Source organism: Yinghuangia seranimata (assembly GCF_029953285.1).
Classification (GTDB): domain Bacteria; phylum Actinomycetota; class Actinomycetes; order Streptomycetales; family Streptomycetaceae; genus Yinghuangia; species Yinghuangia seranimata.
In genome coordinates, this window is sequence record NZ_JASAOI010000042.1 from 68935 (window position 1) to 94237 (window position 25303).

Genomic DNA, 25303 nt, shown 5'->3' on the forward strand with positions numbered 1-25303 from the left:
ACCCGGCGACCACGGACCCGGCCGACCGCACGCCACATTACGTTGCGGTGTGAGAACGCCCCGCGGGGGACGCGTGGAGGTTCCGTGGACGCGGCGTCCCGGCTAAACGCCGGGCTGACCAGCCGGATCGGCCTGCTGCGCCGATGACGGCCCGCCAGACCGTGCCGGCACCTTCCGAGAGCAGCCCGACACCGTCCGGACCGTCGTCACGACCTCGATCCTGCGGTCGCCGATCCCCGTGGAACCACGCTGATCGGCGGAGCTTCCACGATCCGCGCTCCTGTCCTCGGTCGTTGCCCGGTGCGTGTCAGACCCGATCGCGCGCAAGTGGGGTGCGGTGCTGCGCGGAACGAGAGGCGCTGACGTCGGCCCGCCGGCGGACGGCGACGGCGTGGCGGACCAGCGCGACGCCCGCCAGTGCCGCGACCAGGCCGCAGACCGCGGTCCAGCCCACGCCGACGTACAGCCGCACGCCGACCCACGAGCCCGCGCTGCCGCCGAGGAACGAGCAGGTCATGTAGGCGGTGTTGAGGCGTGCGCGGGCGTCCGGGCGCAGGGCCAGGACGCGGGTCTGGTTGGCCACCTGGCCGGACTGCATGGCGACGTCGAGCAGCAGGATGCCGACGACGAGGGCGGCGAGGCCGACCGGGCCGCCGACCGCGCCGACGGCGAGGACGGCCGCCGCGGCGACGACGCCGAGGAGGCAGACCAGGTTGACGCGGTCGGCGCCGCGGCGGTCGACGAGGCGGCCCGCGAGCGGGGTGGCGAACATGCTGGCCGCGCCGACGAGCGCGATCACGCCGACGGCGTACGCGCCGAGGCCGTACGTCGTTCCGGTCACCAGCAGCGCGAGGCACGTCCACGCGGCGCTGAACCCGGCGAACACCGCGGCCTGGTACAGGCACGAGCGGCGCAGCTCGGGCTCGGCGCGGAACAGGCGCAGGGGCGCGGCGAGCAGCGACCGGTAGCCGGGCGCCTCAAGGGCGTTCGACGGGCCGGTGCGCGGCAGCGTCGCGGCCAGGACCGCGGCGAGGGCGAGCATGAGCGTCCCGGCCACCGCGTACGGAACGCGCCAGCCGGCCCACTCCCCCAGCGTCCCGCCGAAGGTGCGGGCGAGCAGGATCCCGCCGATGAGTCCGCTGAGCAGCGTGCCGGTGACGGCGCCGCGCCGCTCCGGCGCGACCATCCCGGCCGCGGCGGGGATGACCACCTGCGGCACGACCGCGAGCGCGCCGATGACCGCGCTCGCGGCGATGAGCAGGCCGACGCCCGGTGCGGCGCTCGCGGTGAACAGCCCGAGGCCGCACAGCACGCCGAGCAGCACGACGAGCCGCCGCGCCGGCACCCGGTCGGCGAGCGGGACCAGCAGGAACAGTCCCGCGGTGTAGCCGAGTTGGGCGGCGGTGACGACCGCCGCGGCGGTGCCCTGAGACGCCCCGAGGTCGTCGGCGACGAGCGGGCTGACGGCCTGCGGGAAGTAGACGTTCGCGACACCGATCCCGCAGGCGGCGGCCAGCACCAGGGTCTGGCGGCGCGTCAACTCCGGTGCCGGTGACGGGCTTTCCTTCATGTATCCCCCATTCGACAGCCAGCCGCATGGGTAACCGGTAATACGGTTACGGCGTCGGACGCCGGATAACCTAACATGGGGTTATGGCGGAGGCGAGCGGCGGCGAACGCGCATGGGTCTGGTACGGCGGTCAGCCGAGCGTCGACTTCGTGAACACGCGGCGCCGACGGCACGCCGAACCGGTCGAGTACCTGACCGAACCCGCCGACCTGGCGGCCTGGTTCGCGGCGGCCGACCTCGCCCCCGCACGTAGCGGCCGCGCGCGCCGCGCCGCCGGACCCGACGACGCGCTGTTCGCCCGTGCCCTCGACCTGCGCGAGGCCGTCGACAGCGGCATCCGCGCCGCGGTCGACGGCACCGCGATCCCCGACACGGCACTGGACACGCTCAACGCGTGGTTGGCCGACACCCCGTCGCCCCGCCTGCACCGCGACGGGCCGGACGTCGTCCTGCGCGGCCCGGCCGACACCGACCCCGCGCTGCACGCCCTCCACGCCCTGGCCGCCGACGCCGCGCAGCTCCTCGGCTCCCCCGACCGCGCCCGCCTACGCGTGTGCCCGGGCCCCAACTGCGGCGGCCGGTTCGTCGACCGGTCCCCCTCCGGTCGGCGCCGCTGGTGCTCGATGGCCGTCTGTGGCAACCGCGCGAAGGCGGCCAAGCACCGCGAGACGGCCAGGGACTGACGACGCCCGTGAAGGCGGCCGGCTACCGCTCGTCGAGCTTCGCCAGGACGATTCCGCCGATGATGAGCAGGCCGCCGACCGTCTGGAACGCGCCCGGCACCTGGTCGATCAGCAGCCACGCGAACACGACGCTGGCGACGACCTCCAGCAGGCCCACGAACGACGCCACCCGCGAGCCGAGCATGCGGCTCGCCGCGGTGCCGGCCGCGTAGGCCAGCGCGGCGGTGACCAGCCCCAGCACGAGGACCGGCAGCCACCACGGCACGGTTCCCACCGCGTACTCGGCCGACCGCGCGGACACGTGCATCGGCAGCAGGCCGACGGCCGCGAGCACGCCCAGCAGGAGCGTCCCGACCCCGAGCCCGACACCGGCCAGGGCGATGGGCGGCAGCCCGGTGTCGGTGTCCGCCGCGACGAGGAAGTAGCCGGTCGCCCCGATCATCGCCGCGAACGCCCATGCCACGCCCGACCAGGCCATGTCCGCGCCGGACAGCAGGTCGAGCGCGAGGACCAGGCCGAGCGCCGCGAGTCCCGCGCCGGCCAGCGTGAGCGGCCGCGGCCGATGGCCGTGGCGCATCCACAGCCACACGACCACCGCGGCCGGGGAGGTGTATTCGATGAGCAGCGCCGGGGCGACGTCCATGTCGGCGACGGCGGAGAAGTAGCAGAACTGCGCACCGGCCACGCCGAGCAGTCCGTACACGAGCACCGTGCGGGCCTGCGCGCGCAGTTGCCGCCACCGGCCGCGCAACGCCGCGACCGCGAACGGCGCGAGGGCGAGCGTGCCTATGCCGGTGCGCACGATCACGATCGCGCCCGGGCTCCACCCGGTCTCCAGCAGCCCGCGGGCCAGCGACCCGGACATGCCGAACGCCATCGCCGACACGACCGCGAGGAGCAGGCCGCCGCGCAGGCCGGCCCGGTGGCCGCCACGGGTGTCCGCACCGCCCGAACCGCCGGTGGCGACGGAGGCTTGCGAACCCCCTGCGGCGACCGGCACCGGCGGCACGTCATGGGCAATATGCGTCATAGACCATGACGCTATCCGCGCACGATGTAATATGTCAAAATGCTTTTTGCACATGACGTGGAGAGTTCGCTGCTCGCTGCCGTGGCCCTCGTCAACAGCGGCGAGGCACCGGACACCCTGACCACGGTCGAGGACGTCGACGCCTGGTACGCCGAGCACCGCTACACCGGCCGCCGCGACGCCGACGCCGCCGAACTCGCCGAGCTCCGAGCGCTGCGGCCCGTCCTGCGCGAGCTCCTCACCGCCGACCGCGACCACACCGCCGCACTCGTCAACACCGTGCTCGCGGACGCCCGCGCGCTCCCCCAGCTCGTCCGCCACGACGACCAGGACTGGCACCTGCACGCCGTCCCGAACGACGCGCCGCTCGTCGTCCGGGTCGCCGTCGAGACCGCGATGGCCATGAGCGACCTCGTCCGCGTCGACGAGCTCTCCCGCCTGTCCGTCTGCGCCGACAGCGGCTGCGAGGGCGTCGTGCTCGACCTCACCCGCAACCGCTCCCGCCGCTACTGCGGCACCACCTGCGCCAACCGCAACGCCGTCGCCGCCTACCGCGCCCGACGCGCCAAGCCCGCTACACGCTGACGCGCGGCAGCACCTTGTCGAGCCGCTTCGGCAGCCACCAGTTCCAGCGCCCCATCAGGACCATCGAGGCCGGGACCAGCACCAGCCGCACCAGCGTCGCGTCGATGACCACGCTGGCGGCGAGGCCGATCGCGAGCATCTTCACCACGACCGTCGGCGACGCCGCGAAGGCGAGGAAGACCGCGGTCATGATGAGCGCCGCGCTGCCGATCACGCGTCCCGTCCGGGCGAGTCCGACGCCGACCGCGCGGGTGTTGTCGCCGGTCTCGTGCCACGCCTCGGCGATGCGGGACAGCAGGAACACCTCGTAGTCCATGGACAGTCCGAAGACGATCGCGAACATCATCATCGGCACGTAGGACTCGACGGGCACGGCCTGGTCGATGCCGAGCAGGCTCCGGCCCCAGCCCCACTGGAACACGGCGACGACGACCCCGTACGCGGCGCCGGTCGCGAAGAGGTTCAGCAGCACCGCCTTGACCGGGATGAGCAGGCTGCGGAACACCAGCATCAGCAGCACGAACGCCGCGACCAGCACGACGCCGATGATGATCGGCAGCCGCTGGGTGATGATGTCCCGGAAGTCGAGCTGCCCCGCCGTGCTGCCCGCGACGTAGCCGTGTGCGCCGGTGCCGGCGAGCGCGTGCGGCAGGGTGTCACGGGTCAGCGTGTGCACCAGTGTTCCTGTCGCGGCGTCCGCCGGTCGGGTGCTCGGCGTGACGGTGGCGACCAGGAGCCGCCCGTCGGGGCTGGGGTGCACGGCCTTGCGCGGGACGACACCGGGGGTCGCGCGCAGCGCCTCGTCGACGGCCGCCCCGATGCGCTCGGCGGGCACGCGCGCGCCCTGCAGGTCGACGACCACCGTGAGCGGCACGTTCGCGCCGGGGCCGAAGCCGGGTCCACGGCCGTCGGCGACCAGGTCGTACGCGGTGCGGCTGTGCGAGCCGACCGGGTCGGACCCGCCGTCCACGTGCCCGAGCCGCATGTCCAGCAGCGGCGCGGACAGCAGCACCAGGACCGCGAGCCCCGCGACCAGGAACCGCCACGGGTGCCGGGCGACCACGCCCGCGTAGCGGATCCAGCGGTCGCGGTCCCCGGTCGTCTCCGCGACGGGCTTGCGCACCGCGAACTTGTCGATGCGGCGGCCGCACAGGCCGAGCGCGGCGGGAACGAGCGTCAGCGCGGCGGCCGCGGCGACGGCGACCGTGAAGGTCGCGGCCAGGCCGAGCTTGCCGATGAAGGAGACGCCGCACGCGTACAGGCTGAGCAGCGCGAGCGCGACCGTCACCGCCGCGACCAGCACCGCGCGTCCGCTCGACGAGGCGGTTCGGCCCGCGGCGTCGACGGGGTCGTAGCCGTCGGCGATGTCCTGCCGGAAGCGTGTGGCGAGGAACAGCGCGTAGTCGACGCCGACGCCGAGCCCGATCATGATCGCGAGGGTCGGTGCGGACGTGCCGAAGGTGACCACGCCCGCGACGATCCCGACGACCGACATGCCGACCCCGACCGCGACGGCCGCCGTGAGCAGCGGCAGCACGGCCGCCAAGACGCTGCCGAAGGCGAGCAGCAGCACGATCAACGCCGCGGCGAGGCCGATCAGTTCGCTGCGGCCGTCCTTGGCGGCGGCGCGGGTGATCTGGTCGAAGTCGCCGCCGTACGCCACCTTCAGGCCCGCGGCGCGGGCGGGTCCGGTGGCCGCGTCGAGCCCGTGGACGTAGTCCGGGCCGAGGGTCTTGGGCCGGACGTCGAGGATGACGGACGCGTAGGCGACGCCGCCGTCCTCGCTGGTGGCCAGGGCGGTGACGTCGGTGACGTGCGGCAGTCCGCGCAGCCCGGTGAGGGACGCGGCCACGGCGTCCTGCCGGTCCGCGACCCGCCCGCCCTCGACATGGAAGACGACCCGCCCGGTGTTGCCGCCCGCGCCCGGGGCCGAGCGCTTGAGCAGCTGCATGCCGGTGTCGGACTGCGTCCCCGGCAGGCTGACGTCGTTGCTGTACGACGCGTCGACGGCGTGCCGGGCGACGAGCACCCCGGCCAGCGCGAGCAGCCAGACCAGCAGGACGACGAGCGGCCGGCGTGCGCACGCGGCCCCGAGCCGCGCGAGGCGTCCGGCGGCGTGCTGGTCGGGCCCGGCCTCGCGGCCGGTGTTCTGGTCCGCGTCGGCGGATATGGCAGCCATGGCGGGATGTTAGAGGCTGAGCAGCCCGTGCGGCGCAGGGGTCCGAACGAGGACGCGGGCGACGGCGCTGAGGCCGCCGCCCGCGTCCGACGGGGCCTACCAGATCTCGTCGACGTACTTGTCGGTGCCGACGTGCGTGCGGACGAACGGGGCCGCGAGCCGGACGTCGGCCAGACCCGCCGCCTCCAACGCGTCGGTGTACGCCCGCAGCGCCGGCAGGGCCTCCGTCACGTCGCCGCGGCAGAAGAACAGCTGCACGAGCCTCTCCGGCCCGCCGGGGGCACTGCCCAGCGGCATGGGCTGCTTCTTGCGCACCTCGTCCTCGCCGGGGGACGGGGCCCACGCCGAGGCGATCTCCAGCGTGGAGTCCTTGAGCAGCGCGGGCAGGTGGTCCCGGGTCAGCTCGCCGTCCAGGTCGGCCGCGGTCCGGCCGTCGCGCGCGTCGAGCCACAGCGCGACGATGCCGTCGTAGCAGGCGTCCAGCGCGACGTCGACCGGCACCGGGTCCTCGTCGCGGTACGACGCCCCGACGTGGTCGAACAGCACCGTGTGCACATGCGTCCGCTCGGCGAAGCCGCGCCCGGCGCCGTACAGCGCGGCGACCTGGGGGCGCGCCCAGTCGTCGAAGTGCTCCTTGTGGCGGCCCTTTTCGACCCAGTAGATGGCCACATAGCTGCCGGCGTCGGCCGGCTCCGCGACCGGCTCGCCGCCGTCGGGCACGCCGCCGCCCCACCGCAGGTCCTTGAGCGCGCGCGTGGCGACCCACCGACTCCCGGCGTACAGGTGCGGGCCGACGAGGCAGCCCCCGTAGTAGTGGTCGCGCTCGTACCAGCGGTTGTAGGCGCGTTCGAAGCCGCGGTGCGGGTCGACGAGGGTCAGCAGCATGCTGCCGACCTTGACGGGGTAGTCGTCGACCCCGCCCACTTCGAGCGGCTGGTAGCTCATTGCGCGCCTCCCGGCTGGTCCGTCCTCCACGACGCTGTCGCGCCGCGCCCCCGACCAGCCGAAAGCTAAACTGACACCCCGTCACTTTCAAGACGCGGCGGCCCTCCGCGCGACGCTCAGGCCAGCGGCTCCGCGACGAGTTCGACCACCTGCGCCGGACCCGCGCGGAACGCCGGACTGGCGGCGTCGGCCGCGACCATGTGCGGCGTGGCGTCGTGCGCGGCCAGGGCCTCGCGGGACGCCCAGTGCTCGACCAGGACGAACCGGTCGGGATCACCCGCGACCTGGTGCATGTCGTACTGGAGGCACCCCTCCTCAGCCCGGACGACCGGGGCGAGGCGGTGGTACGCGTCCACCTGCTCGCGGCCGCGGCCGGGCCGGGTGGTGATGCTGATGACGAGGCGTATGGATTCGGACATGCGGCGGAGCGTAGAAGATCACGATCTTGGTCGGCACGGCATTTTCGGATCCTGGAACGGCCGAGGGGCGGCCCCGCCCGACATCGTCGAGGGGACCGCCCCGGTGGAGGTCAGCGCTGCTCGTGCGGAGCGCTTTCCGCAGTGTCGCTGCGCTGGCCCGGGACCTGGCCGTCGTCCAGCGGGTCTGTGTCCGTCACCGCGGCGCGGCGGTGGCGGCGTTCGAGCCAGTACGCCAGAAGCAGCAGCGCCAGCGCGAGGGCCCACACGGCATACGGCCCCGCGTCGGACAGGAGCCAGAAGACCAGGGCGCCGGTCGACGCGGTGTCGGCGAGGTCCTTCTCCGAGGCCTTGGTCGTCGACAGCTTGGCGTCCGCGACGGGGAACAGTTCGACCTTCGGTTCGCCGGGCAGCACCGCTGTCACGCTCTTGTGCGAGTCGAGCGCGATCGTCACGCCCGTCTCGGAGTCGATGTACGCGGTCATGTCGGTCAGGGACGTGTACGCGAGCGGCACGACGTCCGGCTGACTCCCCAGCGGCGCCTGCGGGTTCAGCGCGGCGAGCGCGGTCTTCGGCATCGCCGGCGGCAGGGCGCCCTTCATCGTCGGGTCCTGCAGCGGCCCCGCGGCCGTGATCCGGAAGACGTACACCTCGCGGCCCTGCCGGTGCGTGGTCCCGGTGTACGCGGCGGTGCCCGTCGTCTGCGTCTCGGCGTCCCAGAACGGGTAGTCGTGCGCCTTCGGGCTGAGCGGGAAGCCCGCGCTGAGGCCGCGGTGGGGCTCGGCGTTGACGCCCTTCGGCGTCGCCTTCTCCATGAGGTCCCGGCGGTCGACGGCGTACTGGTGCTCGCTGATCGAGACGAGCGCCCGCTGCTGCCCGTACAGGTCGGTGTGGTCGTTGAGGACGATCGTCGAGCCGGACGTCTTGACCGCCTTCACCGTGCGGTCGGCGGTCACCGGGAGGTCGCGGGTGACGGCGTGCGCCAGGTCGCCCTTCTGCACGGCCGCCGGGTCGAGCGCGGTCAGCGTCCCCTGGAAGTGCATGGTGCCTTTGGCGTCGTCGGGCATCTGGTGCAGTTCCGGGTACACGGCGAACTTGCTGACCGCGCCGGTCGCCACCAGCAGTACGGATACCGATCCGAGGATCCACGAAGCGCGTCTCATTGCGCCCTCCCCAAGAGCCGCGTGCAGTGCGACGACGACACCAGAGGTGGCGCGGCCACGTATGCGAAAAGACGGTTCAGCTACCGGAAACGATGGTTCGTGGTATCGCGCCCAGCGGGAAAGGGCAGCGGCCGTAATTCGCCTGAACGAGTGACACGCCGTCTCGCCGATCACGTCGCGGCGCCACGAAAACCCAAGTCCCCGCGAGGAAAAGGCCTACTCCCGGACACGGGTGGCGCTGTGAGATCGGGCGAGCGCCCGCTGTGGGCGGCATCCGGACAGAGAGGGTCTCCCCTTGTCGCGCAAACGGACCGCTATGTGGGGGATGGCCGCTGCCATCCCCTTGCTCGCGGGCACGCTCCTGGCGCCGGCTCCGGCGCAGGCCGCGCCGCCCGCCGGCACCTTCTCGGTGAGTGTTTCCGCGCCAGTGACGTTCAGCCACCCGACCGACACCCCGGCCGTTCCCTACGTGGACAAGGACGGCACGTTCTACTACCAGCAGTCCGCCGCGCTGTACGGCGCTTCCCAGGGCAGGTTCTGGGACTTCTACACCGGCACCGACTTCGACACGGCGACCCGGTCGAGCGTGATCAGCAACGCCGTCAACCCGGCAGACTCCCGCGACCGCAACAACGACACCACCTGGCGGTGCAACACCAGCCCGACCGGTGTCGAGGCGAGCTTCGCTCCCGCCGGCTCGGGCTACTCGCAGAACAACTTCTGCGACCTCTCCGGCCTGTGGGTCGACCCGGACACCGGGGACTGGTACGGCCTGGTGCACAACGAGTTCACCCCTCAGCCCTTCGGTGACGGGCTGCACTACGACGCGATCGACTACGCGGTGTCCACCGACCAGGGCCGCACCTGGACCATCCGCGACCACGCCATCACCTCCCCGTACTCCACCCGCCGGGATGACACGGCCGCCTTCCCGAACCAGACGTACTACTACGGCGACGGCGACCAGCGGCTGTTCGTCGACACCGCCTCCGGATACTTCTACGTCTTCTACGGCTCCCGGGTGGTCGACAAGGGTTCCGGCTGGAAGGCCTTCCACGAGCACGTGGCGCGCGCACCGATCTCCGCCAAGATGGCGCCGGGGTCGTGGCAGAAGTGGTACGACGGCGCCTGGTCGCAGCCCGGTGTGGGTGGGCGGGAGAGCAACATGGTGCCCGTCGGCGCGTCCGGCGGCACCGGGTACACCCCCGTGTCCGGCGAGTACAGCCCGGCCTCCACAGGGACCGCCGACCAGCAGATCGCGGCCGGGAAGATGCCGCCGACCTCGCCGCTGTTCGTCATGGACATCACGTACAACGCCTACCTGGGCCTGTACATCGGCGAGCCGCAGGCCGTCGACCAGAGCGGCAACGCCCCTCAGCAGTACTACGCCACCGACAACCTCGCGACCCAGAAGTGGTTCCCCATCGGCGACAGCGGCAGCTACCACACCGCCTCCTGGTACCGCTGGTTCCTCGACGGCGCCAACCGCACGAGCTCGGCGATCGTCGGCAAGACGTTCCGCACGTACTGTTCCTTCGGCTGCTCCCACGGGGCCTCCGGCGAGTACGTCAACGTGACCGTGAACGCCTCCACGCCGGCGGCGGCACCCTTCGACCTGACGAAGTCGTACACGATCGCGAACGGAGCGGGCCGGGTACTCGCCCGCGCGGGCACGGCGGGTTCGGCGACCACCTCGGTGCCGGCCGCGACCGGGTCGGGCCTGGAGAGCTGGGTCTTCACCGCGAACGGCGACGGCTCGTACCGCATCACCGGCGCCGGCGGCGGCCTGGCCCTCGGCGTGGACTCCACGGCGACGGCGGGCCGGGCCTGGGGCGCCAAGCCGACCGTCACGGCGCTCGGGTCCGGCGGGCCGACCGTCGGGCAGCAGTGGTTCGTCCTTGAGAACACGACCGCCGGCGGTGCCAAGACCGGCACGTTCCGCATCGTCAACCGGTACAGCGGGCTGGTGCTCGGCCTGTCGTCGGCGGCCGGCCGCTCCGCCGAGACCACGGCCGCCCGCGCCTGGACCGACGCCGGCAGCGGCGGAGTCGGCGGCGGCCGGACCGCCGACGAGCAGACCCTGACGCTCACTCCAGTCGGCAGCGTCCCCGACCCGACGCCCCGGCTCGACGGCACCCACACCGTCTCGCTCTCCGGCAAGGCCCTGGACGACCCCGACTGGTCGAAGACCAACGGCACCCAGCTCGACACCTGGGCCGCGAACGGGGGCGCCAACCAGAACTGGGTCTTCACCCGACAGCCCGACGGTTCCTACACCATCGTCAACGCCCACTCCACCTTGTGCGCGGACGACGACGGCGGCTCGACCGCACCCGGCGCCAAGGTGATCCAGTGGCCCTGCACCGGCGGCTCCAACCAGCGCTGGACGGTCGCCAGACTCGCCAACGGCGCCTACACCGTCACCAACGTCAGGAGCGGACTGCTGATGACCACCTCCTCCACCGCGAACGGAGGCTTGGTGACCCAGCAACCCGACACCGGATCACCGCTCCAGCAGTGGACGATCGGCTGACGGTCGGATCACCCGGAGGCCAGGCCTTTGAGCAGTGCGGTGAAGGTCGCGGTGGGGGTGTAGTCCTCGGGCACGCCGTCGACCATGACGACGTCGCCGGTGACGTGCCGCGACCGCAGCGGGGCGATCTCACGACGGGCAGGTGAGTCCCACCACGCGCGGGCCTCGTCGATGCCGGGAAAGCCGAGTATCACGACGTCTCCGGCCGGGCCGTCTTCCTTCACCTCGTGCTCCGTGAAGTCGACGAGGCGGCGGCCTCCGTACGGTTCCATCGTGCCGGGGAGCCGCTCGATGTACTCGGCGACGTCCGGGTGCGAGGCCGCGGCCCGCAGGTCGTCGACGACGTAGGCCGGCATGGCTTTGGTCCTTTCGTCAGCCGTCACGCTGTCCCGACGGCGGTGGGCCTGCGGCCGCGGTGGTTCCGCGGTGGTCCGCGTGTCTTCGCCGACCACGAAGCTACACGCGGACCGGAGCCTCGGACGCGGTCATGCGTCGGTGATGCTTCAGGCCGGGCGTCTACCGTGGACCGCACACGAGGTCGTGAACGGGGGCGGGGTGGACCGGGACAACGCACCGGCGGACGGCGGCCCCGCAGGAGGGCTGACCGAGGATCAGCAGCCGCCGCCGTCGGTGCTGTTGGCGCCGCGGCGCGCCACCCTCGCCGCGTACTACTCCCCGTACCTGCCCGACGGCGGCCGGGAGCTCGCGGTGATCCCGGGGGCGATTCGAAGCGGACTGCCGCGGCCTCGGCACCGACTGGGACGTGGGCGAGTTGCGCGGCATCGCCGAACCCCTGGGCGGGACCCTGGACATCGTCGCGGACCCGGCCGGGCTGGCCGCCGACCTCGCGCAGGCCGTCGGTTCCTGGCTCGAGAAGGACATCGCCAACCTCTATCTGCGGGTGTGGACACCCCGGTCGGTGCGCGTCACCAGGCTCCACCAGGTGTCGCCCTTTCTGAGTGACGTCGGCGCGCCGTGGCCGGGCCCGAACCGCAACACCGTCGACTACCTGCTGGGCTCCCTGGGGGCGGAAGGGCGCCAGTTCGACCTGCGCCTCGCCCTGCCCTGCGAGGAGCCCGGCACCGAGATCCTCGGCGCCCGGCTGGGCCTTGTCCTGCGTGCCCCGGCAGGAGACGGCGCCGACTCCGACGACGTACACGCCCAATGCGACGTGCCGGTCGTCTGGCGCGACGGCGCGGAGTTGTAGGCCTACGCCGTATGGGTGAAAACCGCGTGGCTCACGTGTGAGGTCACCAATCCCCCGCCGCCGCAGTCGCGAACGTGTCGTCTGAACGCCCGCATCCGGCGGGTGGAACGGAAGGAGCCGCGGCGGTGGGCAAAGAGACCCTGGATACCCGGCTGCTGGCGCAGCTGGTCGAACAGTCGGAAGACCTGCACAGCGACGCCCAGCGCGTCACGCGGGCGTCGCTCGACGAGTTCGGCGCCTACCGTGCGGCGGTGACCCCCGACGACATCAAGGCGCTGCAGACCGCCGCGTCGATCGAGAACCTCGCGGTCGCCGCCTACACCGCCGCCATCGGCCTGCCCTTCATCCAGACCGGCAACCCGATCATCCTGGCGTTCGTCACGCGCACGGCGCAGCAGCACCAGGCGCACGCGCAGGCGTTCAACGCGGCGGCGGTCAAGGCGGGCGGCCAGGCGCAGACCGCGCCCGACCCCAAGTACGCGGCGGTCCTCCAGCAGGCGCAGCCGACCATCCAGGGGCCGGCGGACGTCGTCAAGCTCGGCGTCACCCTCGAGGACGTCGCCGCCCAGACGTACACGAAGTACGTCTCGACGGTCACCGACCCCGACCTGCGCCACCTGTTCGGCTCGGTCGCACCGGTCGAGGCGCAGCACCTCGCCGTGCTGCTGGCCATCCAGACGGTCCTGCAGAACGGCACGCCCGAGCTGATCGCGCTGCCGCCGGACCTGGCGAAGCTGCCCGCGGCGGCCGGCAACGCCGGGTTCCCCTACACGTTCATGCCCACCGAGAAGGCGTCCCCGATCGACGAAGGAGCCGTCAAGTGACCCGAGAGCGCGACTGGGAGCTGCCCGGCTCGGAGGCCGAACTGCGCTCCTTCACCCGGGCGATGGACGAGGCGCACCGCGCGTCGCTGCCCGCCATGCAGGCGGCGGCGGTCGACCTGGGCGAACGGCTGCGCGACGGCGGTACGGACGGCGCGGACGACGGGCCCGGCGGCCCCCGGATGGACCGCCGCCGGTTTCTGTTCGGCCTCGGAGCGGTCGGCGCGGCCGCGTTCGGACTCGCCGCGTGCAGCGACGACAAGAAGTCCGGCTACAAGGCGTCCCCCAGCGCGTCGCCGTCCCCGTCCGCCGCGGCCGCCGCACCCGCGACGGTCGGCCCGTACGCGGGCGACCTGGTGCTGGTGGCGCTCGCCGTCGCCCTGGAAAACCAGGCCGTCGGGGCCTACCAGGCCGCCGTCCAGGCCGCCTCGTCGGGCAAGCTGGGGACGGTGCCGCCGGCCGTGAACACGTTCGCGGCGACCGCGCTCGCGCAGCACAGCGACCACGCGAAGGTGTGGAACAAGGCGCTGACGGACGCCGGGAAGCCGGAGATCACCGGCGTGCCGCTCAAGAGCCAGGCTGCGGTCACGCAGGCGCTGGGGCAGGTGACGGACATCCCCGGCGTCGCGAGGCTGTCCCTGCAGTTGGAGAACCAGGCCGCGCAGACGTACCTGGTCGCCCAGTACACGGTCAAGGACGCGGCGGGGGTGGGCGTCGCGGCGTCCATCGCGCCGGTGGAGGCGATGCACGCGGCGATCCTGCACTACATGCTCGGCGAGTACCCGGCGCCGGACGACTTCCTGCCGGTCGACAAGGCGGCGCAGGTGACCGACCTGATGCTGCCGGCGGCGACGCCGTCCTGACCCCGTACCGACGCCGTACCGATGCCGCGAAGGGGCGGCGGGCCCGGAACGTGTCCGGGGCCGCCGCCCCTCGGCGTACGGGTCAGGCCTGGCCGGTCTCGAAACGGCTGATCCGGCCGCCCTCCACGGTGAACTTCCACGAGGTGCGCATGCTGCCCCACGTGTCGTTGCGGTACTCGACCATGAGCTCGCGCCCGTCGTCGGACTCCTCGACGACGTCCATGTGGCCGCGCGTCGTGAAGATCTCGCGGTCGGTCCAGTCCGTCACGTCGCGGTCGCTGCCGTCGTCCGACATCGTCGCGTCGGGGGTCAGGACCGCTGTGAACGCGGCCTTGTCGTGCGCGTTGACGGCCGTGACGAACTGGCGGACGACGGGGTCGCTGAGCTGCTTGGTGGGCATCATCAGGGTCGTGCTCCTCGTGCTCGGTCCGGGGCCGGTGGCCGGCGGATCCGGCCTGCCCGGTCGCACCCAGTCGAGCACGCGGCGGCGCGGCGGGCCCTGTGATGCTGCGCGGAACGGGTGAACACGGACCCGGGCGCCCGCCGGGGACTCAGAGCATCCGGTACATGATGTGCAGCCCGACGTAGCCGTGCTCGGGGTGCCGGAAGCCCTCGGGCAGCGTGCCGACGATCTCGAACCCGAGCGCCTTCCACAGGGCCACGGCACGGGTGTTCGTCTCGACGACGGCGTTGAACTGCATGGCCCGGTAGCCCTCGGTGCGCGCCCAGTCGAGCACATACGCGCCGAGCGCCCGGCCGGTCCCGCGGCCCTGCCGCTCGGGGTCGACCATGAAGCTGGCGCTGGCGATGTGCGACGCGCCGCCCATGTGGTTCGGGTTCATCTTGGCCGTGCCCAGCACCGCCCCGTCGTCGTCGACCGCGACGACGGTGTGCCCGGGCGCGTCGAGCATCCACATCGCCCGCGCGGTCGCCTCGTCGGTGTCCGGCCAGTAGGTGTACGTCTCCCCCGCCCGGATGATGCCGCGCATGAACGACCACATCGCGGGCCAGTCCTCGGCGGTCGCCGTCCTGATCTTCATCCGGCACAGCCTGCCGGGCGGCCGCACGGCGCGCCAACGGTTATCGGCGCACGTCCGCCCGCCCGGCCGACGCGGTCAGGTCTGCTGGTACTCGATGCCGGCGAGCCCGCACGCGGCGTGCAGGAAGAGGTAGTACGCGCCGTCGCCGTGCTCGTACAGGTCGGCGCTGCCGGCCATGCCGACGTAGTCCATCGCGTGGCCGCAGCCGGGGCACCAGGTGACGTGGGCGTCCTGGATCCAGTCGGGATCGCCGCCGAGCGCCGAGCCGCCCTCGTTCCACGGGTCGGCGGCGTACCGGTTCGGGTGCCGTTCGCCGAGCGCGAGGCGGAAGCCCGCGGGTTGTTCGGGCTCCTTGTCCTTCACCCATTCGGGGCGCACGGTGTGGTCGGACCAGCGCGCGCTGCCGTCCGTGCCGACCTCGGCATAGGTGGTGGTGTAGCAGGCGCACAGGAAGCACGTGGTGATGCGCAGCCGGCCGGACCAGCCCGTGTGCGCCAGTGCCTCTGCCACGCGCGGGTCGGCCGTGTCGACGTCCAGGGCGACCCACATGGGGCTGCGGCACCAGGGGCACGGCACGTCGGCGAGGGTCTCCATCTCGCCGTCGGGGACGAGGCGGTACGCGGTCGCGCCGTACAGCTCGCGCGGTGGGCCAGGGACGGCCGAGTGCTCCGCCGGGGCGCCGTCCCGGCCGAGGTCGTCGAACAGCCAGCCCGCCTCGAGCATGCACCGGTACACCATCGGCACCGTGACGCCGGGCGGCGGCGCGGTCGTCCACCGCCGGAACGCGGCCTCGACCTCCGCGCCGCGCGCGAACGCGAGGACGAGCAGGAGCGAGTACCACTCCTCCTCCTCGGTCGCGTCGAGCCGCGCGATGATCTCGGCCTTGCTGTCCGCGTCGAGCGACCGGAACAGCGTCGGCGGCCACAGGACGCCGCCTTCGAGGAGGCGGGGCAGGTAGAGCTCGAGCTCTCCGGGGTTCGTCTTGGCGAGCTCGACGAGCTGCTCGATGGCGTCTTCGTCTTCGTCGAGGGCCTGCTCGACCAGGGCTTCCGTCATCACGTCCGGGACCCTACCCGCCGTCAGGCGCTGCCGCTGAAAGGTGCGTTCGCGAACCGGCCCGATGCGGTCGGACCGGCGCTCAGGGAGTGCCGAACAGCCGCCACAGCGCCCGCTCCAGCCGGCCCTGCCAGGCGTCCGCGTCGCCGTGCACGTGCGGGTTCGCGGCCTGGAAGGCGAACCAGTCGACCGACCACCAGCGCACGTGCCCAGGGCCGAAGGAGTCGATGTCCGGGTCGATGTCGGGGTCGATGCCGTCGCGCAGCACGCGGCGCACCAGGTCGGCGCACGGCCCGGTGTCCGCCGACTCGGCGAGCAGGACGGCGTCGTAAAGGTCCTTGCCCTGCGCGCAGCCCGCGTCGCCGTACGCGTCGCTGTGCATCCACAGCAGCTTCCAGGCAAGGGACAGTTCGCGGGACGCGGTGCGGACGGCGACGGGAGGTCCGGCGTCCGCGCGCGGGACGCGCGTCCACACGGGCGGCTCGGGGAGGACCTCGTCGCGCGCGAAGTCGACCTGGACGGGCGTGCCTTCGACGCCGCCGTCCGACCACGGGATCAGCACGCGGACGCCGACCGAGCCCTCGTACGCGTACCCCCAGCTGGAGTCCGCGGTGACGTCCGCGCCGTGCAGCCGCAGCCCCGGGCGGACGTCCTCGTGTGCGGGCATCAGCGTCCGCAGCTCCTCGACGAGGGCGGGGCCGAACTCGTCGTCCGCGTACAGCCAGTCCGGCTCCTCGTCGGGGAGCACGATCCAGTCCAGGTCGCCGGGTTCGCGCGCCCGGTCGCCGACCCAGGCGGGCATGACCATGCTGCCGCGCAGCACGAGCGAGGCACTCCACGACGATCCGGCCAGCACGGCGAGCACATGGTCGAGGACGGCGCGGTGGGCATCGGATATCGGCACGCGCCGAACTGTAACGGCGCGCGGAGACAGCGCGGGCGGCCGGCCCGCGCACCGCCCAACCTTGCCTTCCCGGCATGCATCCATGCCATCTCCCCCATCCGCCGGAAAGCGCGTTCTCGCAGGTCGCGGCGAGTGTTACGGTGCGTCACCGCGCGGGCCGAACTCCCGTCGCGAGCACGCCTCCAGACGGCGTCGCGAGGTCGCGGCGCCCGGCAGAAGGGGTCGCATGTGAGCACGACCGAACGCGGCCCGGGCCCGGAGTCCGTCCGGCTCGGGGAGGTCCAGGAGACCCTGCTGGCGACGCTGTACGCACGTGCCGTGGAATCCCGCAAGAAACACGGCATCCTGAGCGACGCCAAGGCCGTCGAGATCGTCGAGCAGCTCGTCGCCGAAGGCGCCTACGACTTCCGCAAGTTCGAAGGCTCCGCGACGCTGCCGCTCGCGGTACTGCGCACCCTGATCCTCGACCAGTGGGTGCGGGACTTCCTCGACGAGCACCCCGACGGGACCGTGGTCGAGATCGGCGCGGGCCTGAGCTCGCGCTACGAACGCCTCGACAACGGGCGGGCGGCGTGGACCGACCTCGACCTGGCCGACGCGCTCGAACTGCGCCGCCGGTTCTACGCCGAGGGGCCGCGGCGGCGCATGGTCGCCGGATCGGTGCTGGAGACGTCGTGGCTCGCCGACGTCGCGACGGGCCCTGGACCGTACCTCTTCGTGCTCGAAGGCGTGCTCCTCTACTTCACCGAGGAACAGGTGCGCGGGGTGCTGGGAACGCTCGCGGACGCGTTCCCCGGCGCGCTGATCGCGTTCGACAGCGCATCGACGGGCGTCGTCGAGAACCAGGACCACAAGGCACTGAAGAAAGAACTGGCGGCGAGCTTCACGTGGGCGTGCGACGACCCGAAGTCGGTGGAGGCCTGGGGCGTCGGGCTGACCGTGGCCGACTCGCGGGGGCTGGTCGAACTGCCGAAGGCGGTGCTCGCGCGGATGGGGTTCATGCAGCGGCGCGGGATGGCCGTCGCACGGGCGATCTTCCGCAACAGCGCGGACGCGTACCGGGTGAGCCTGTGCCGCGCGGACGGCTCGCGTTGACGCCGGCGGCGTGGGCCGACACCGGCGAGGTGCTGCCGGGGCTCGACGAGGTCGCCGACCTGCACTACCTCGACCTGCCCGCCTCGGCGGCCGCCCCCGGCACCGCGCCGCTCCTGCTGCTGCACGGGTTCGCCGGGAGCGTCGCCGACTGGGACGCGGTGGCACCGGCACTGGCCGCCGACCGGCGGGTGGTCGCGTACGACCACCGCGGGCACGGCGGCAGCGGGAAGTCCGGCGACCGGTCCGCCTATACGTTCGACCTGCTGGACGCCGACCTGGAGTCGTTCGCCGCACGCGTACTGCCGGGGCCGGTCGACCTGGTCGGGCACTCGATGGGCGGCGTCGTGGCGCTGCGCTACGCGCTGGCCCACCCGGAGCGCGTGCGGTCGCTGGTGCTCGTGAGCACGGCGCCGAAGCCGGCCGCGGCGCCGTTCGTACGACTGCTGTTCAAGGCCCTCAACGTCGTGGTGGCGCGCAAGGGCCTCGACCCGCTGCTGCGGCTGGTCCAACGGCTGGTGAAGGTGCCCGACGGCGCCACCCCCGAGGAACGCGCCCGACTCGAACGCCAGGGCGCCGCACTGGCGGCGATGGACCCGGCCGCGTTCGTCGCACTGAGCCGGGGCATCCGCACCTACCCGTCGCTCCGCGGGCGGCTCGCCGACGTCACCTGCCCCGTACTCGTCCTCAACGGCGCCCGCGACACCGGACTACGCCGCTCCGCACGGACGTTCCTCCGCCGCATGCCCCACGCCGAACTCGCCGTCATCCGGGGCGCGGGCCACAACCCCCAGACCGAACGCGCGGACGCCTGGCTGGAGGCCGTACGGGAACACCTCACGCGCGACCCCACGAAACCCCCGACGGAACAGCCGACTTCGAGTCCGTGAGCCGGCCTCACCGAATCCGCCTGGCGGACGACGCCTGACGGCACCGGAAAACGGCGCGCTGCGACCCCGCGGGTCTGGGAGGCTCGCGGCCATGCAGCGCTTCCCCACGAACCCCGACAAGCTCCCCGACCCGGTCACGCTCGTCGACGACGAGGGCACGCACTGGCTCCTGCACCGCCGCCGCCTCGACATCCGCGCGGTCAAGCGCCTGATCAAGGACGTTGCCACACCGGTCGTATGGGGCACCGAGGGCGGCATCGACCCGCGTGCCACGGGCACTTCGGAGCGCACGGGCATGTGGGAGCTGGTCAAGGACGCGTACGCCGGGCCTGGAGGGGGCGGTTCGGGGCGATATCTCGCCCATGAATTCAGGACCGGCGCCGGGCTGCGGATGCTGTACGTGGAGGAACACTGCTGAACGAGGGCTGCCTGTTCGGTTGCGGCGGGGAAGTCCTCTGCCAGGCACCGTCCCTGGCCTGGTCCGCTGTCGGTGGCCTCCCGCCCCGCGCTGGCACCGCAGCCCAGGGGACCGTGCATGGCCGACGGTTCCACGCCGCAGCGACCGAGTCCCAACCAACACATGCCGGCTGGCTCGCAAGCCAGAGACGCACCCCGCGACGGAGTGGGCCGAACCCCCAGGCACACCCCCTATCCCACCCGGTTCAGGAAGATCGACGGGCCGTCGAAGGCATAGGTCGTGTCGACGCCTTGGCCCGCGGTGAAGTCCTTCGTCTCGTTGCCGGCCCAGTCGGCGATGGGCTTGCCGGCGTCCGACAGCGGCTTGTACGCCTTGCCGTCCCAGCCGAAGCGGTAGACCGTACCCGGCTTGTCGTAGAACGGCGTGTAGGGGCCGTCCTTGGCGGTCTGCTTGGTCATCTCGTTGCGGAAGAAGACGTTGTCGGGCCCGCTCGCCCCCGACCACTTGACGGCCTTCTGTCCGGCCGCCCACCAGATCGGGTACCAGGCGGCGTTGTCGGGGTCGGAGCCGCCCTCGTCGCCGCAGTTCGCGCGGCAGCTGTCCGGCCGGTGGCCCGCGGGGACGGCGACCTTGTTCAGTTCGAACAGGTTGTTGCGCTCCCAACCGCCGTGCAGGTTCAGGTCGGAGTCGAAGCTGTTGCCGATCACGACGTTGCCGGAGGCCGACCACTGGAACGTGAAGTGGCGCAGCCCGCGGGAGGTGTTGCCCGCGTACAGCGAGTCCCAGACGCGCGATCCGCGCAGGTAGCCGTTGCCGCCCTTGCCCTTGTTCCAGGCGCCTTCGAGCACGTTGTCGACGATCGACAGGTGCGCGGCCTCCTCGGTCACGATCGGGTGCGAGCCGGTCATGCGCAGGTCGACGCCCTTGACCCACGAGTCGGCGGCCCACTTGAACACGATGCCGTGCATCGCCGCGGCCGGGTCCATGTTCCCGTAGTTGTGCACGGCCTGGGCGGCGTCGAGCTTCGGCATGTCCTGCGTGATGAACACGGCCTCCACGCCGACGCCCAGCACCGGGTCGACCAGCGGGGCGACCTTCGAGTCGTAGGTCTTGTTCTGGATCGGCGCCGAGCCGTCCGAGACCGACGTGACCGGCACGTCGTACTCCAGCGGCTTGTCGAGCGTGATGGTGTGCGCGGCGGCGTCCACGGCGGTCACCGTGAAGATCTGCTGCCGCATGTGCTGGTTCTCCATGGCGCCGTCGTCCGGCTTGCCGTTCTTTCCGGTGGCGCCGGCGGGCGGTGCCGCGTTCATCGCCTCGTAGAACGCCCGGGAGTTGGCGGCGCGGACGTTGACCAGGGTGCCTGGTCTGACGCTGTCCAGCGGGGCGTCGTTGGCGAGCGGGACGACGGTGTCCCCCGTGCGCGCGGCGAACCCGGCGCCGCCGGGCTTCTCGCGCAGTTTCAGCCCGGCCTTCCAGTGGACGTTGACCGTTCCCTCGTACAGGTCCTTGCGGTTCGCGGGGGCGTCCGCGTACTGCTTGGCGTAGTCCGGGTGCACGGCACGCGACTGGACGCGGAGCAGACCGCGCCCGGGCCAGAGCCAGCCGCCGTTCGCGTCCTTGTAGTCGGTCTTGTCCTGGTCCCAGCGGGAGCCGTCCTTGGACAGGACGTCGTACAGCGTGTCCTTGTCGGGCCGGTAGACCATCCGCGTGCCGGTCGCGGGGTCGGAGCCCGCGCCGCGCAGCACGAGGTAGTCGGCGTCCAGGTGGACCTCGTGCGTGAAGTCCAGTTGCCCGGACGGCAGTTGGATCAGGCTCTCGCGGTCGTAACCGCCGGTCGGCGAGCACTCGGCCTTCACCCGGTCCACGGCGCGCTGGAGGCCGTCGGTGTCGTCCTTGCCGTCGTTCGGCGCGACCTGGAAGTCCTTGGCCAGGACGTCCGGCGTGATGCGGCACTTCGCGTCGGGCCGGATCTGGCCCTCACCGGGCAGCGGGGCGCCGGAGCGGAATCCGGCCTTCGACCAGTCGTACAGTCCCGGCAGCGGCGCGCGCCGGTTCGCGGCCGACACGTCGAGCCCTGTGAGGGCGGGCCCGGGGTCCTTGCCCGCGGGCGGGATCGGTTGGGGAGCGAACGGCTTCGCGGGCTTGCCGTCGCCCCCTCTCGCGCTGCCGTTGTCGTCGTCGCCGCCGTCTCTTCCGAAGAGCAGCCACCCGGCGACGATGCCGAGGGCGATCACGACAGCTATCAGGCCAAACCACTTTCCGCGTCCGCGCAGCACTCCGATTCCCCGTCCGTCGGCGGCGGTCCGTTCGCCCGGCCGAGCTTAGACCCGCAGGTCGCGCCCCGCAGGGACCGAATCCAACCGAACGGTCGGCTGGAAAGCGTGGTGTCCCCCGCTGCCGCTACCGTGGCGGGCTCCGGCGGCCGCAGGCGTGGTCGGGATGCGGACGGACGAACGGGAGCACGTGGTGCAGCAGGACACGGGGCGGGTCGAACGGCCCGACGAGGACACCTTCGAGATGCCGGACGCCTGGCGGAAGAAGGCCCAGCCGCGGCGCGGCGGTGTGGTGCGCAAGCCCGCGAAGCCGCTCAAGAACGCGGCGTCGCTGGTCGACGCGAAGCTGTTCTCCGGCCGGGAGCGGATCTCCCAGCTCCTGGACCACCCCCGCAGCCACCCGGACGTCGTCGCCGCCGCCCGCGCGCACCTGGACGGCGACGCGAACCCGCTGGGCGCGGCGGCGGTCGCGCAGATGGCGCCGATCCAGACCCACGTCCACCTGCCGTACGTCGACGTCTGGGTCGCCGAGCGCGGACTCGCCTTCGCCGCCTGCGCGGTCGTCGAGCTGTACGACACCCATGTCGGCTTCGAGTCCGGCACCGGGCGCGGCGACAGCATCTCCTGGCTCGACCGTGTCGAGGAGCCGCACCACGCCGTTCGGATGCACTCCGGCGTCACGCGCGACGACGCAAGCCGGGTTCGGGCGCTGCTGGCCGCGGCCGACCAGCAGACCTACGACGCGGTCGTCGGCGCTTTGGCCGCGCACCGCGGCACGCGACGCCGCCGCGTGGTGGCGTCATACCTGGTTCCCACCGAGCGTGACTGGCTCGAGGAGTGCCTCGAGGCCGCGGTCCCGGACGCCGGGGACGCCCGGTTCCGCCACATGCTCCTGTGCTCGCTCAGCGACCCCGTCCAGCTGTCCTTCGCCGACGGGGACGGGCGCTTCGGCTGGAACGGCGCGGAGCCGGACGTCATCGGGGCGCTCGCGGACGGCGTCGGCCCGGCCTTCGCCGGCCTGTTCGCGCACGAGCTGACGAGCCGGCACCTCGGCTCGCAGGCCCGCAAGCAGTACACCGGCATCCTCGCCGAACTCCCCACCGACGAGGCGTTCACGCTGCTCCTCGGGCAGATCGAGGACCGGCACGGGCAGGCCGGGCTGCAGACGGCCGCCCGGCGTTCGCCGGTGCGTGCCCTCCGGCTGCTCGCGCCCGCGGCTTCGGGCACCGGGAAGCCGGCGGCCATCGCGCGGCAGATGCTGACGGCGCATGTGGCGGCGTATCGCGCGCTGGTCGAGGACGTCCTGCCGGAACTCGACGCGTCCGTCGTTGCCGTGGTCGCGCCCGTGCTGGGGGCGACGCGCCGCGACCCCGCCGCCCCCGCCGACGCGCTGCCCACCGTGCTCGTCGACCCGCCGTGGCTGCGCGACCGTTCGCGCGTCGACCCGAAGGTGGTGACCGGGCTCGTGCCGCCCGCCGTCGAGCGGGTCGACTGGCGGGAGGGCGAACAGGCCCGCTGGGCCGAGCCGGTGCCGTGGCTCGACCAGATCAGGGCCGAGCCCGAGTGGGTCGACCTGCTGCGCGACGGCACACTGCCGCCGGACCGGGCGGTGGCGCTGTTCATGACCGGCCGACCCGAGGACTGGCTCGCCGACGTCGCCGCGTGGAAGCCCGCGCACCAGTGGGGACTGCGGCGCGCGTTCAAGCCGTTCGTCGCCCGCTTCGGGACGGCCGGGATCGCGCCCGTCCTGCGCCTGGCGGCCGCGCATCCGTCCGACTTCGACCACCTGATCGACCCCATGCTGAGCCTGGGCGCCGCGCGCCTCGCCGCCACGTGGCAGTTGCGCGGGCAGGTGTTGCAGCGCACCAGCGAGGCCTGGTTGAAGCGCCACGGCGCCGACGCGGCACGGCTGTTGGTTCCGGACGCGGTGGGCAGGCCGGGCACCCCGCGGCGGGCCGCCGAGCGCGCCCTGAGGCTGCTCGCGGCGCTGCACGGCGAGGAGACGGTCCGCTCCGCCGCCGCCGAGTACGGGCCGGAGGCCTCGGAGGCCATCGGCGACCTGTTCTCGTCCGATCCGCTCGTCGCCGCGCTCCCCGACACCGTGCCCGCACTGCCCGACTGGGCCGACCCCGCCGCACTCCCCCAGATCCGGCTGCGCGACGGCTCGGGCATGCTCCCGGACGAGGCGACCGCGCACGTGATGACGATGCTGGCGATCAGCCCGCCCGGCATGCCGTATCCCTGCCTGTATCCGGTCAAGGAGGCCTGCACACCGGACAGCCTGGCGGATTTCGGGTGGCAGCTGTTCGAGGCCTGGCGGCTGGCCGGCATGCCGAGCAAGGAGGCGTGGCCGCTGCCCGCGCTCGGGGTGCTCGGCGACGACGAGACGGTGCGCCGCCTCGACCCGGTCGTCCGGGCCTGGCCGGGCGAAGGCGGGCACGCGCGCGCCGTCGACGGGCTGGGCGTCCTCGCGGCGATCGGCAGCGACGTCGCCCTGATGCACCTTCACCGCATCGGGCAGCGCGTGAAGTTCAAGGCGCTGAAGGAGAGCGCCCAGGCCATGATCTCCGAGGTGGCGCGCGGGCTCGGGCTCTCCGACGAGCAGCTCGCCGACCGGCTCGTGCCGGACTTCGGGCTGGACGCGTCCGGTGGCACGGTCGTCGACTACGGCACGCGGACGTTCACGGTGCGCTTCGACGAACAGCTCAAGCCCTACGTCCTCGACGAGGACGGCAAGCGGCGGAAGGACCTGCCTGCGCCGGGCGCACGGGACGACGCCGAGCTGGCGCCCGCCGAACGCAAGCGCTACGCGGCCCTGAAGAAGGACGTCCGCACGGCCGCGGCCGACACACTCCTCCGTTTGGAAGGCGCGATGGTTTCGCAACGTGCCTGGAGTGTAAGGGAGTTCGAGACGCTGCTCGTCCAGCACCCGCTGGTGACACATGTCGCGAAGCGGCTGGTCTGGATCGCGGAGACGGACGACGCGACGGTGGGTTTCCGGGTCGCGGAGGACAACACGTACGCCGACCACGTCGACGATCCGGTGGAGCTGGCCGAGGGCGCGACGGTACGCGTCGCCCACCCGCTGCACCTCGGCGACCAACTCGGTTCGTGGTCCGAGCTGTTCGCCGACTACGACATCCTCCAGCCGTTCCCGCAACTCGGGCGCCCCTCCTACGCGTTGGCGGCCGACGAGGCGGACGGGCACGAGCTGAAGCGCTTCGCGGGCTTCACGGTGCCGACCGGCAAGGTGATGAGCCTGGAGCGGCGCGGCTGGGAACGCGGGGCGCCGCAGGACGCCGGCGCCCAGCTGTGGATCTCCCGCTACCTCGGCGCCGGCCGCTCGATCACGATCGCGCTCGACCCCGGGATCTCGATCGGGTACGTGGACGGCATCCCCGAGCAGACGCTCCGGCACGTGTCGGCGACGACGAACCCGGGCGACTACCGCATCCGCTACCGCCCCACCGACACCACGACGGTGGCGCTCCGCGACCTCGACCCGGTGCTGCTGAGCGAGGTCCTCCGGGACCTGGAGGAGCTGACCGCCGGCGCGACGCGCTGACCTGTCACCCGCGGTCGCTACCGTTTCGCCGCCGACCGGACAACCGGTCGGCGGCCTTCCACCAGGG

At 72.7% G+C, this 25303-nt stretch carries 22 protein-coding genes; 10 read left to right on the top strand and 12 right to left on the bottom strand.

Annotated features, from left to right (window positions below; all coding sequences use genetic code 11):
- Nucleotides 1-307 precede the first annotated feature (307 nt).
- Entirely contained in the window at nt 308-1570 is a 1263-nt protein-coding gene (locus QI554_RS26050) for an MFS transporter (RefSeq protein ID WP_281472880.1), read from the bottom strand.
- 83 nt (nt 1571-1653) lie between these two features.
- On the opposite strand from QI554_RS26050, the gene QI554_RS26055 reads away from it, so the two are divergent.
- Nucleotides 1654-2253: a CGNR zinc finger domain-containing protein gene (locus QI554_RS26055; RefSeq protein WP_281472883.1), complete on the top strand. Its 600-nt coding sequence runs from the start codon at nt 1654-1656 to the stop codon at nt 2251-2253.
- Nucleotides 2254-2275: 22 nt separating this feature from the next.
- On the opposite strand, the gene QI554_RS26060 is transcribed toward QI554_RS26055, so the two are convergent.
- Entirely contained in the window at nt 2276-3283 is a 1008-nt protein-coding gene (locus QI554_RS26060) for a DMT family transporter (RefSeq protein WP_281472884.1), read from the bottom strand.
- Nucleotides 3284-3322: 39 nt separating this feature from the next.
- Between QI554_RS26060 and QI554_RS26065 the strand changes: the two genes are divergently transcribed.
- Nucleotides 3323-3868 carry a CGNR zinc finger domain-containing protein gene (locus QI554_RS26065; protein ID WP_281472887.1) on the top strand — a complete coding sequence of 182 codons (546 nt, stop codon included), beginning with the start codon at nt 3323-3325 and terminating at the stop codon, nt 3866-3868.
- Here the strand turns inward: QI554_RS26065 and QI554_RS26070 are convergent.
- From QI554_RS26070 to QI554_RS26085, 4 genes are all read right to left on the bottom strand, one after another.
- A complete protein-coding gene (locus QI554_RS26070; protein WP_281472888.1) occupies nt 3858-6047 on the bottom strand; it encodes an MMPL family transporter in 2190 nt (729 codons plus the stop codon). The genes QI554_RS26065 and QI554_RS26070 overlap by 11 nt on opposite strands.
- 96 nt (nt 6048-6143) lie before the next feature.
- The gene (locus QI554_RS26075; protein WP_281472889.1) at nt 6144-6992 is read right to left on the bottom strand and encodes a hypothetical protein; all 849 of its coding nucleotides are present in this window, start codon (nt 6990-6992) and stop codon (nt 6144-6146) included.
- A gap of 116 nt (nt 6993-7108) precedes the next feature.
- The gene (locus QI554_RS26080; RefSeq protein WP_281472890.1) at nt 7109-7411 is read right to left on the bottom strand and encodes a putative quinol monooxygenase; all 303 of its coding nucleotides are present in this window, start codon (nt 7409-7411) and stop codon (nt 7109-7111) included.
- A gap of 110 nt (nt 7412-7521) precedes the next feature.
- Complete coding sequence (locus QI554_RS26085) at nt 7522-8571, bottom strand: porin PorA family protein (RefSeq protein WP_281472891.1); 1050 nt, start codon at nt 8569-8571, stop codon at nt 7522-7524.
- A 325-nt stretch (nt 8572-8896) separates the two neighbouring features.
- Between QI554_RS26085 and QI554_RS26090 the strand changes: the two genes are divergently transcribed.
- A complete protein-coding gene (locus QI554_RS26090) occupies nt 8897-11104 on the top strand; it encodes an RICIN domain-containing protein (RefSeq protein ID WP_281472893.1) in 2208 nt (735 codons plus the stop codon).
- A gap of 8 nt (nt 11105-11112) precedes the next feature.
- Here the strand turns inward: QI554_RS26090 and QI554_RS26095 are convergent, their stop codons facing one another.
- Nucleotides 11113-11460: a DUF1330 domain-containing protein gene (locus QI554_RS26095; RefSeq protein WP_281472894.1), complete on the bottom strand. Its 348-nt coding sequence runs from the start codon at nt 11458-11460 to the stop codon at nt 11113-11115.
- Between the two features lie 407 nt (nt 11461-11867).
- Between QI554_RS26095 and QI554_RS26100 the strand changes: the two genes are divergently transcribed.
- The 3 genes from QI554_RS26100 to QI554_RS26110 all read left to right on the top strand — a co-directional run bounded on the left by QI554_RS26100 (nt 11868) and on the right by QI554_RS26110 (nt 13995).
- Entirely contained in the window at nt 11868-12311 is a 444-nt protein-coding gene (locus QI554_RS26100) for a hypothetical protein (protein WP_281472895.1), read from the top strand.
- Between the two features lie 125 nt (nt 12312-12436).
- Nucleotides 12437-13135, top strand: a complete 699-nt coding sequence (locus tag QI554_RS26105; RefSeq protein ID WP_281472896.1) for a ferritin-like domain-containing protein — start codon at nt 12437-12439, stop codon at nt 13133-13135.
- Nucleotides 13132-13995, top strand: coding sequence for a ferritin-like domain-containing protein (locus tag QI554_RS26110; protein ID WP_281472897.1), 864 nt, complete (start codon nt 13132-13134; stop codon nt 13993-13995). The genes QI554_RS26105 and QI554_RS26110 overlap by 4 nt, the downstream gene beginning before the upstream one ends.
- Nucleotides 13996-14077: 82 nt before the next feature.
- Here QI554_RS26110 and QI554_RS26115 read toward each other — a convergent pair whose 3' ends face one another.
- From QI554_RS26115 to QI554_RS26130, 4 genes are all read right to left on the bottom strand, one after another.
- On the bottom strand, nt 14078-14398 hold the full coding sequence (locus QI554_RS26115) for a nuclear transport factor 2-like protein (RefSeq protein ID WP_281472898.1): 321 nt from the start codon (nt 14396-14398) through the stop codon (nt 14078-14080).
- Nucleotides 14399-14546: 148 nt separating this feature from the next.
- Nucleotides 14547-15035 carry a GNAT family N-acetyltransferase gene (locus tag QI554_RS26120; protein WP_281472899.1) on the bottom strand — a complete coding sequence of 163 codons (489 nt, stop codon included), beginning with the start codon at nt 15033-15035 and terminating at the stop codon, nt 14547-14549.
- Nucleotides 15036-15110: 75 nt separating this feature from the next.
- Nucleotides 15111-16094 (bottom strand): hypothetical protein, encoded by a 984-nt coding sequence (locus QI554_RS26125; RefSeq protein ID WP_281472900.1) that lies wholly within the window; start codon nt 16092-16094, stop codon nt 15111-15113.
- Nucleotides 16095-16173: 79 nt separating this feature from the next.
- Nucleotides 16174-16995, bottom strand: coding sequence for a nucleotidyl transferase AbiEii/AbiGii toxin family protein (locus QI554_RS26130; protein ID WP_281472901.1), 822 nt, complete (start codon nt 16993-16995; stop codon nt 16174-16176).
- 228 nt (nt 16996-17223) lie between these two features.
- On the opposite strand from QI554_RS26130, the gene QI554_RS26135 reads away from it, so the two are divergent.
- The 3 genes from QI554_RS26135 (at nt 17224) to QI554_RS26145 (ending at nt 19395) form a co-directional block, all read left to right on the top strand.
- Nucleotides 17224-18090 carry a class I SAM-dependent methyltransferase gene (locus QI554_RS26135; protein WP_281472902.1) on the top strand — a complete coding sequence of 289 codons (867 nt, stop codon included), beginning with the start codon at nt 17224-17226 and terminating at the stop codon, nt 18088-18090.
- Nucleotides 18066-18977 (top strand): alpha/beta fold hydrolase, encoded by a 912-nt coding sequence (locus QI554_RS26140; RefSeq protein WP_281472903.1) that lies wholly within the window; start codon nt 18066-18068, stop codon nt 18975-18977. Before QI554_RS26135 ends, QI554_RS26140 begins: the two co-directional genes overlap by 25 nt.
- A 91-nt stretch (nt 18978-19068) precedes the next feature.
- Nucleotides 19069-19395 carry a hypothetical protein gene (locus QI554_RS26145; protein WP_281472904.1) on the top strand — a complete coding sequence of 109 codons (327 nt, stop codon included), beginning with the start codon at nt 19069-19071 and terminating at the stop codon, nt 19393-19395.
- Between the two features lie 230 nt (nt 19396-19625).
- Here the strand turns inward: QI554_RS26145 and QI554_RS26150 are convergent, their stop codons facing one another.
- On the bottom strand, nt 19626-21632 hold the full coding sequence (locus QI554_RS26150) for a hypothetical protein (RefSeq protein ID WP_281472905.1): 2007 nt from the start codon (nt 21630-21632) through the stop codon (nt 19626-19628).
- Between the two features lie 205 nt (nt 21633-21837).
- On the opposite strand from QI554_RS26150, the gene QI554_RS26155 reads away from it, so the two are divergent.
- On the top strand, nt 21838-25236 hold the full coding sequence (locus QI554_RS26155; protein WP_281472906.1) for a DUF4132 domain-containing protein: 3399 nt from the start codon (nt 21838-21840) through the stop codon (nt 25234-25236).
- The last annotated feature ends 67 nt before the right edge of the window (nt 25237-25303 follow it).

Excerpts from the sequence above, each read along its gene's own strand:
- QI554_RS26050 (WP_281472880.1), bottom strand. The coding sequence starts at position 1,570 with ATGAAGGAAAGCCCGTCACCGGCACCGGAGTTGACGCGCCGCCAGACC.
- QI554_RS26055 (WP_281472883.1), top strand. The coding sequence starts at position 1,654 with ATGGCGGAGGCGAGCGGCGGCGAACGCGCATGGGTCTGGTACGGCGGT.
- QI554_RS26060 (WP_281472884.1), bottom strand. The coding sequence starts at position 3,283 with ATGACGCATATTGCCCATGACGTGCCGCCGGTGCCGGTCGCCGCAGGG.
- QI554_RS26065 (WP_281472887.1), top strand. The coding sequence starts at position 3,323 with ATGCTTTTTGCACATGACGTGGAGAGTTCGCTGCTCGCTGCCGTGGCC.
- QI554_RS26070 (WP_281472888.1), bottom strand. The coding sequence starts at position 6,047 with ATGGCTGCCATATCCGCCGACGCGGACCAGAACACCGGCCGCGAGGCC.
- QI554_RS26075 (WP_281472889.1), bottom strand. The coding sequence starts at position 6,992 with ATGAGCTACCAGCCGCTCGAAGTGGGCGGGGTCGACGACTACCCCGTC.
- QI554_RS26080 (WP_281472890.1), bottom strand. The coding sequence starts at position 7,411 with ATGTCCGAATCCATACGCCTCGTCATCAGCATCACCACCCGGCCCGGC.
- QI554_RS26085 (WP_281472891.1), bottom strand. The coding sequence starts at position 8,571 with ATGAGACGCGCTTCGTGGATCCTCGGATCGGTATCCGTACTGCTGGTG.
- QI554_RS26090 (WP_281472893.1), top strand. The coding sequence starts at position 8,897 with ATGGCCGCTGCCATCCCCTTGCTCGCGGGCACGCTCCTGGCGCCGGCT.
- QI554_RS26095 (WP_281472894.1), bottom strand. The coding sequence starts at position 11,460 with ATGCCGGCCTACGTCGTCGACGACCTGCGGGCCGCGGCCTCGCACCCG.
- QI554_RS26115 (WP_281472898.1), bottom strand. The coding sequence starts at position 14,398 with ATGATGCCCACCAAGCAGCTCAGCGACCCCGTCGTCCGCCAGTTCGTC.
- QI554_RS26120 (WP_281472899.1), bottom strand. The coding sequence starts at position 15,035 with ATGAAGATCAGGACGGCGACCGCCGAGGACTGGCCCGCGATGTGGTCG.
- QI554_RS26145 (WP_281472904.1), top strand. The coding sequence starts at position 19,069 with ATGCAGCGCTTCCCCACGAACCCCGACAAGCTCCCCGACCCGGTCACG.
- QI554_RS26155 (WP_281472906.1), top strand. The coding sequence starts at position 21,838 with ATGCGGACGGACGAACGGGAGCACGTGGTGCAGCAGGACACGGGGCGG.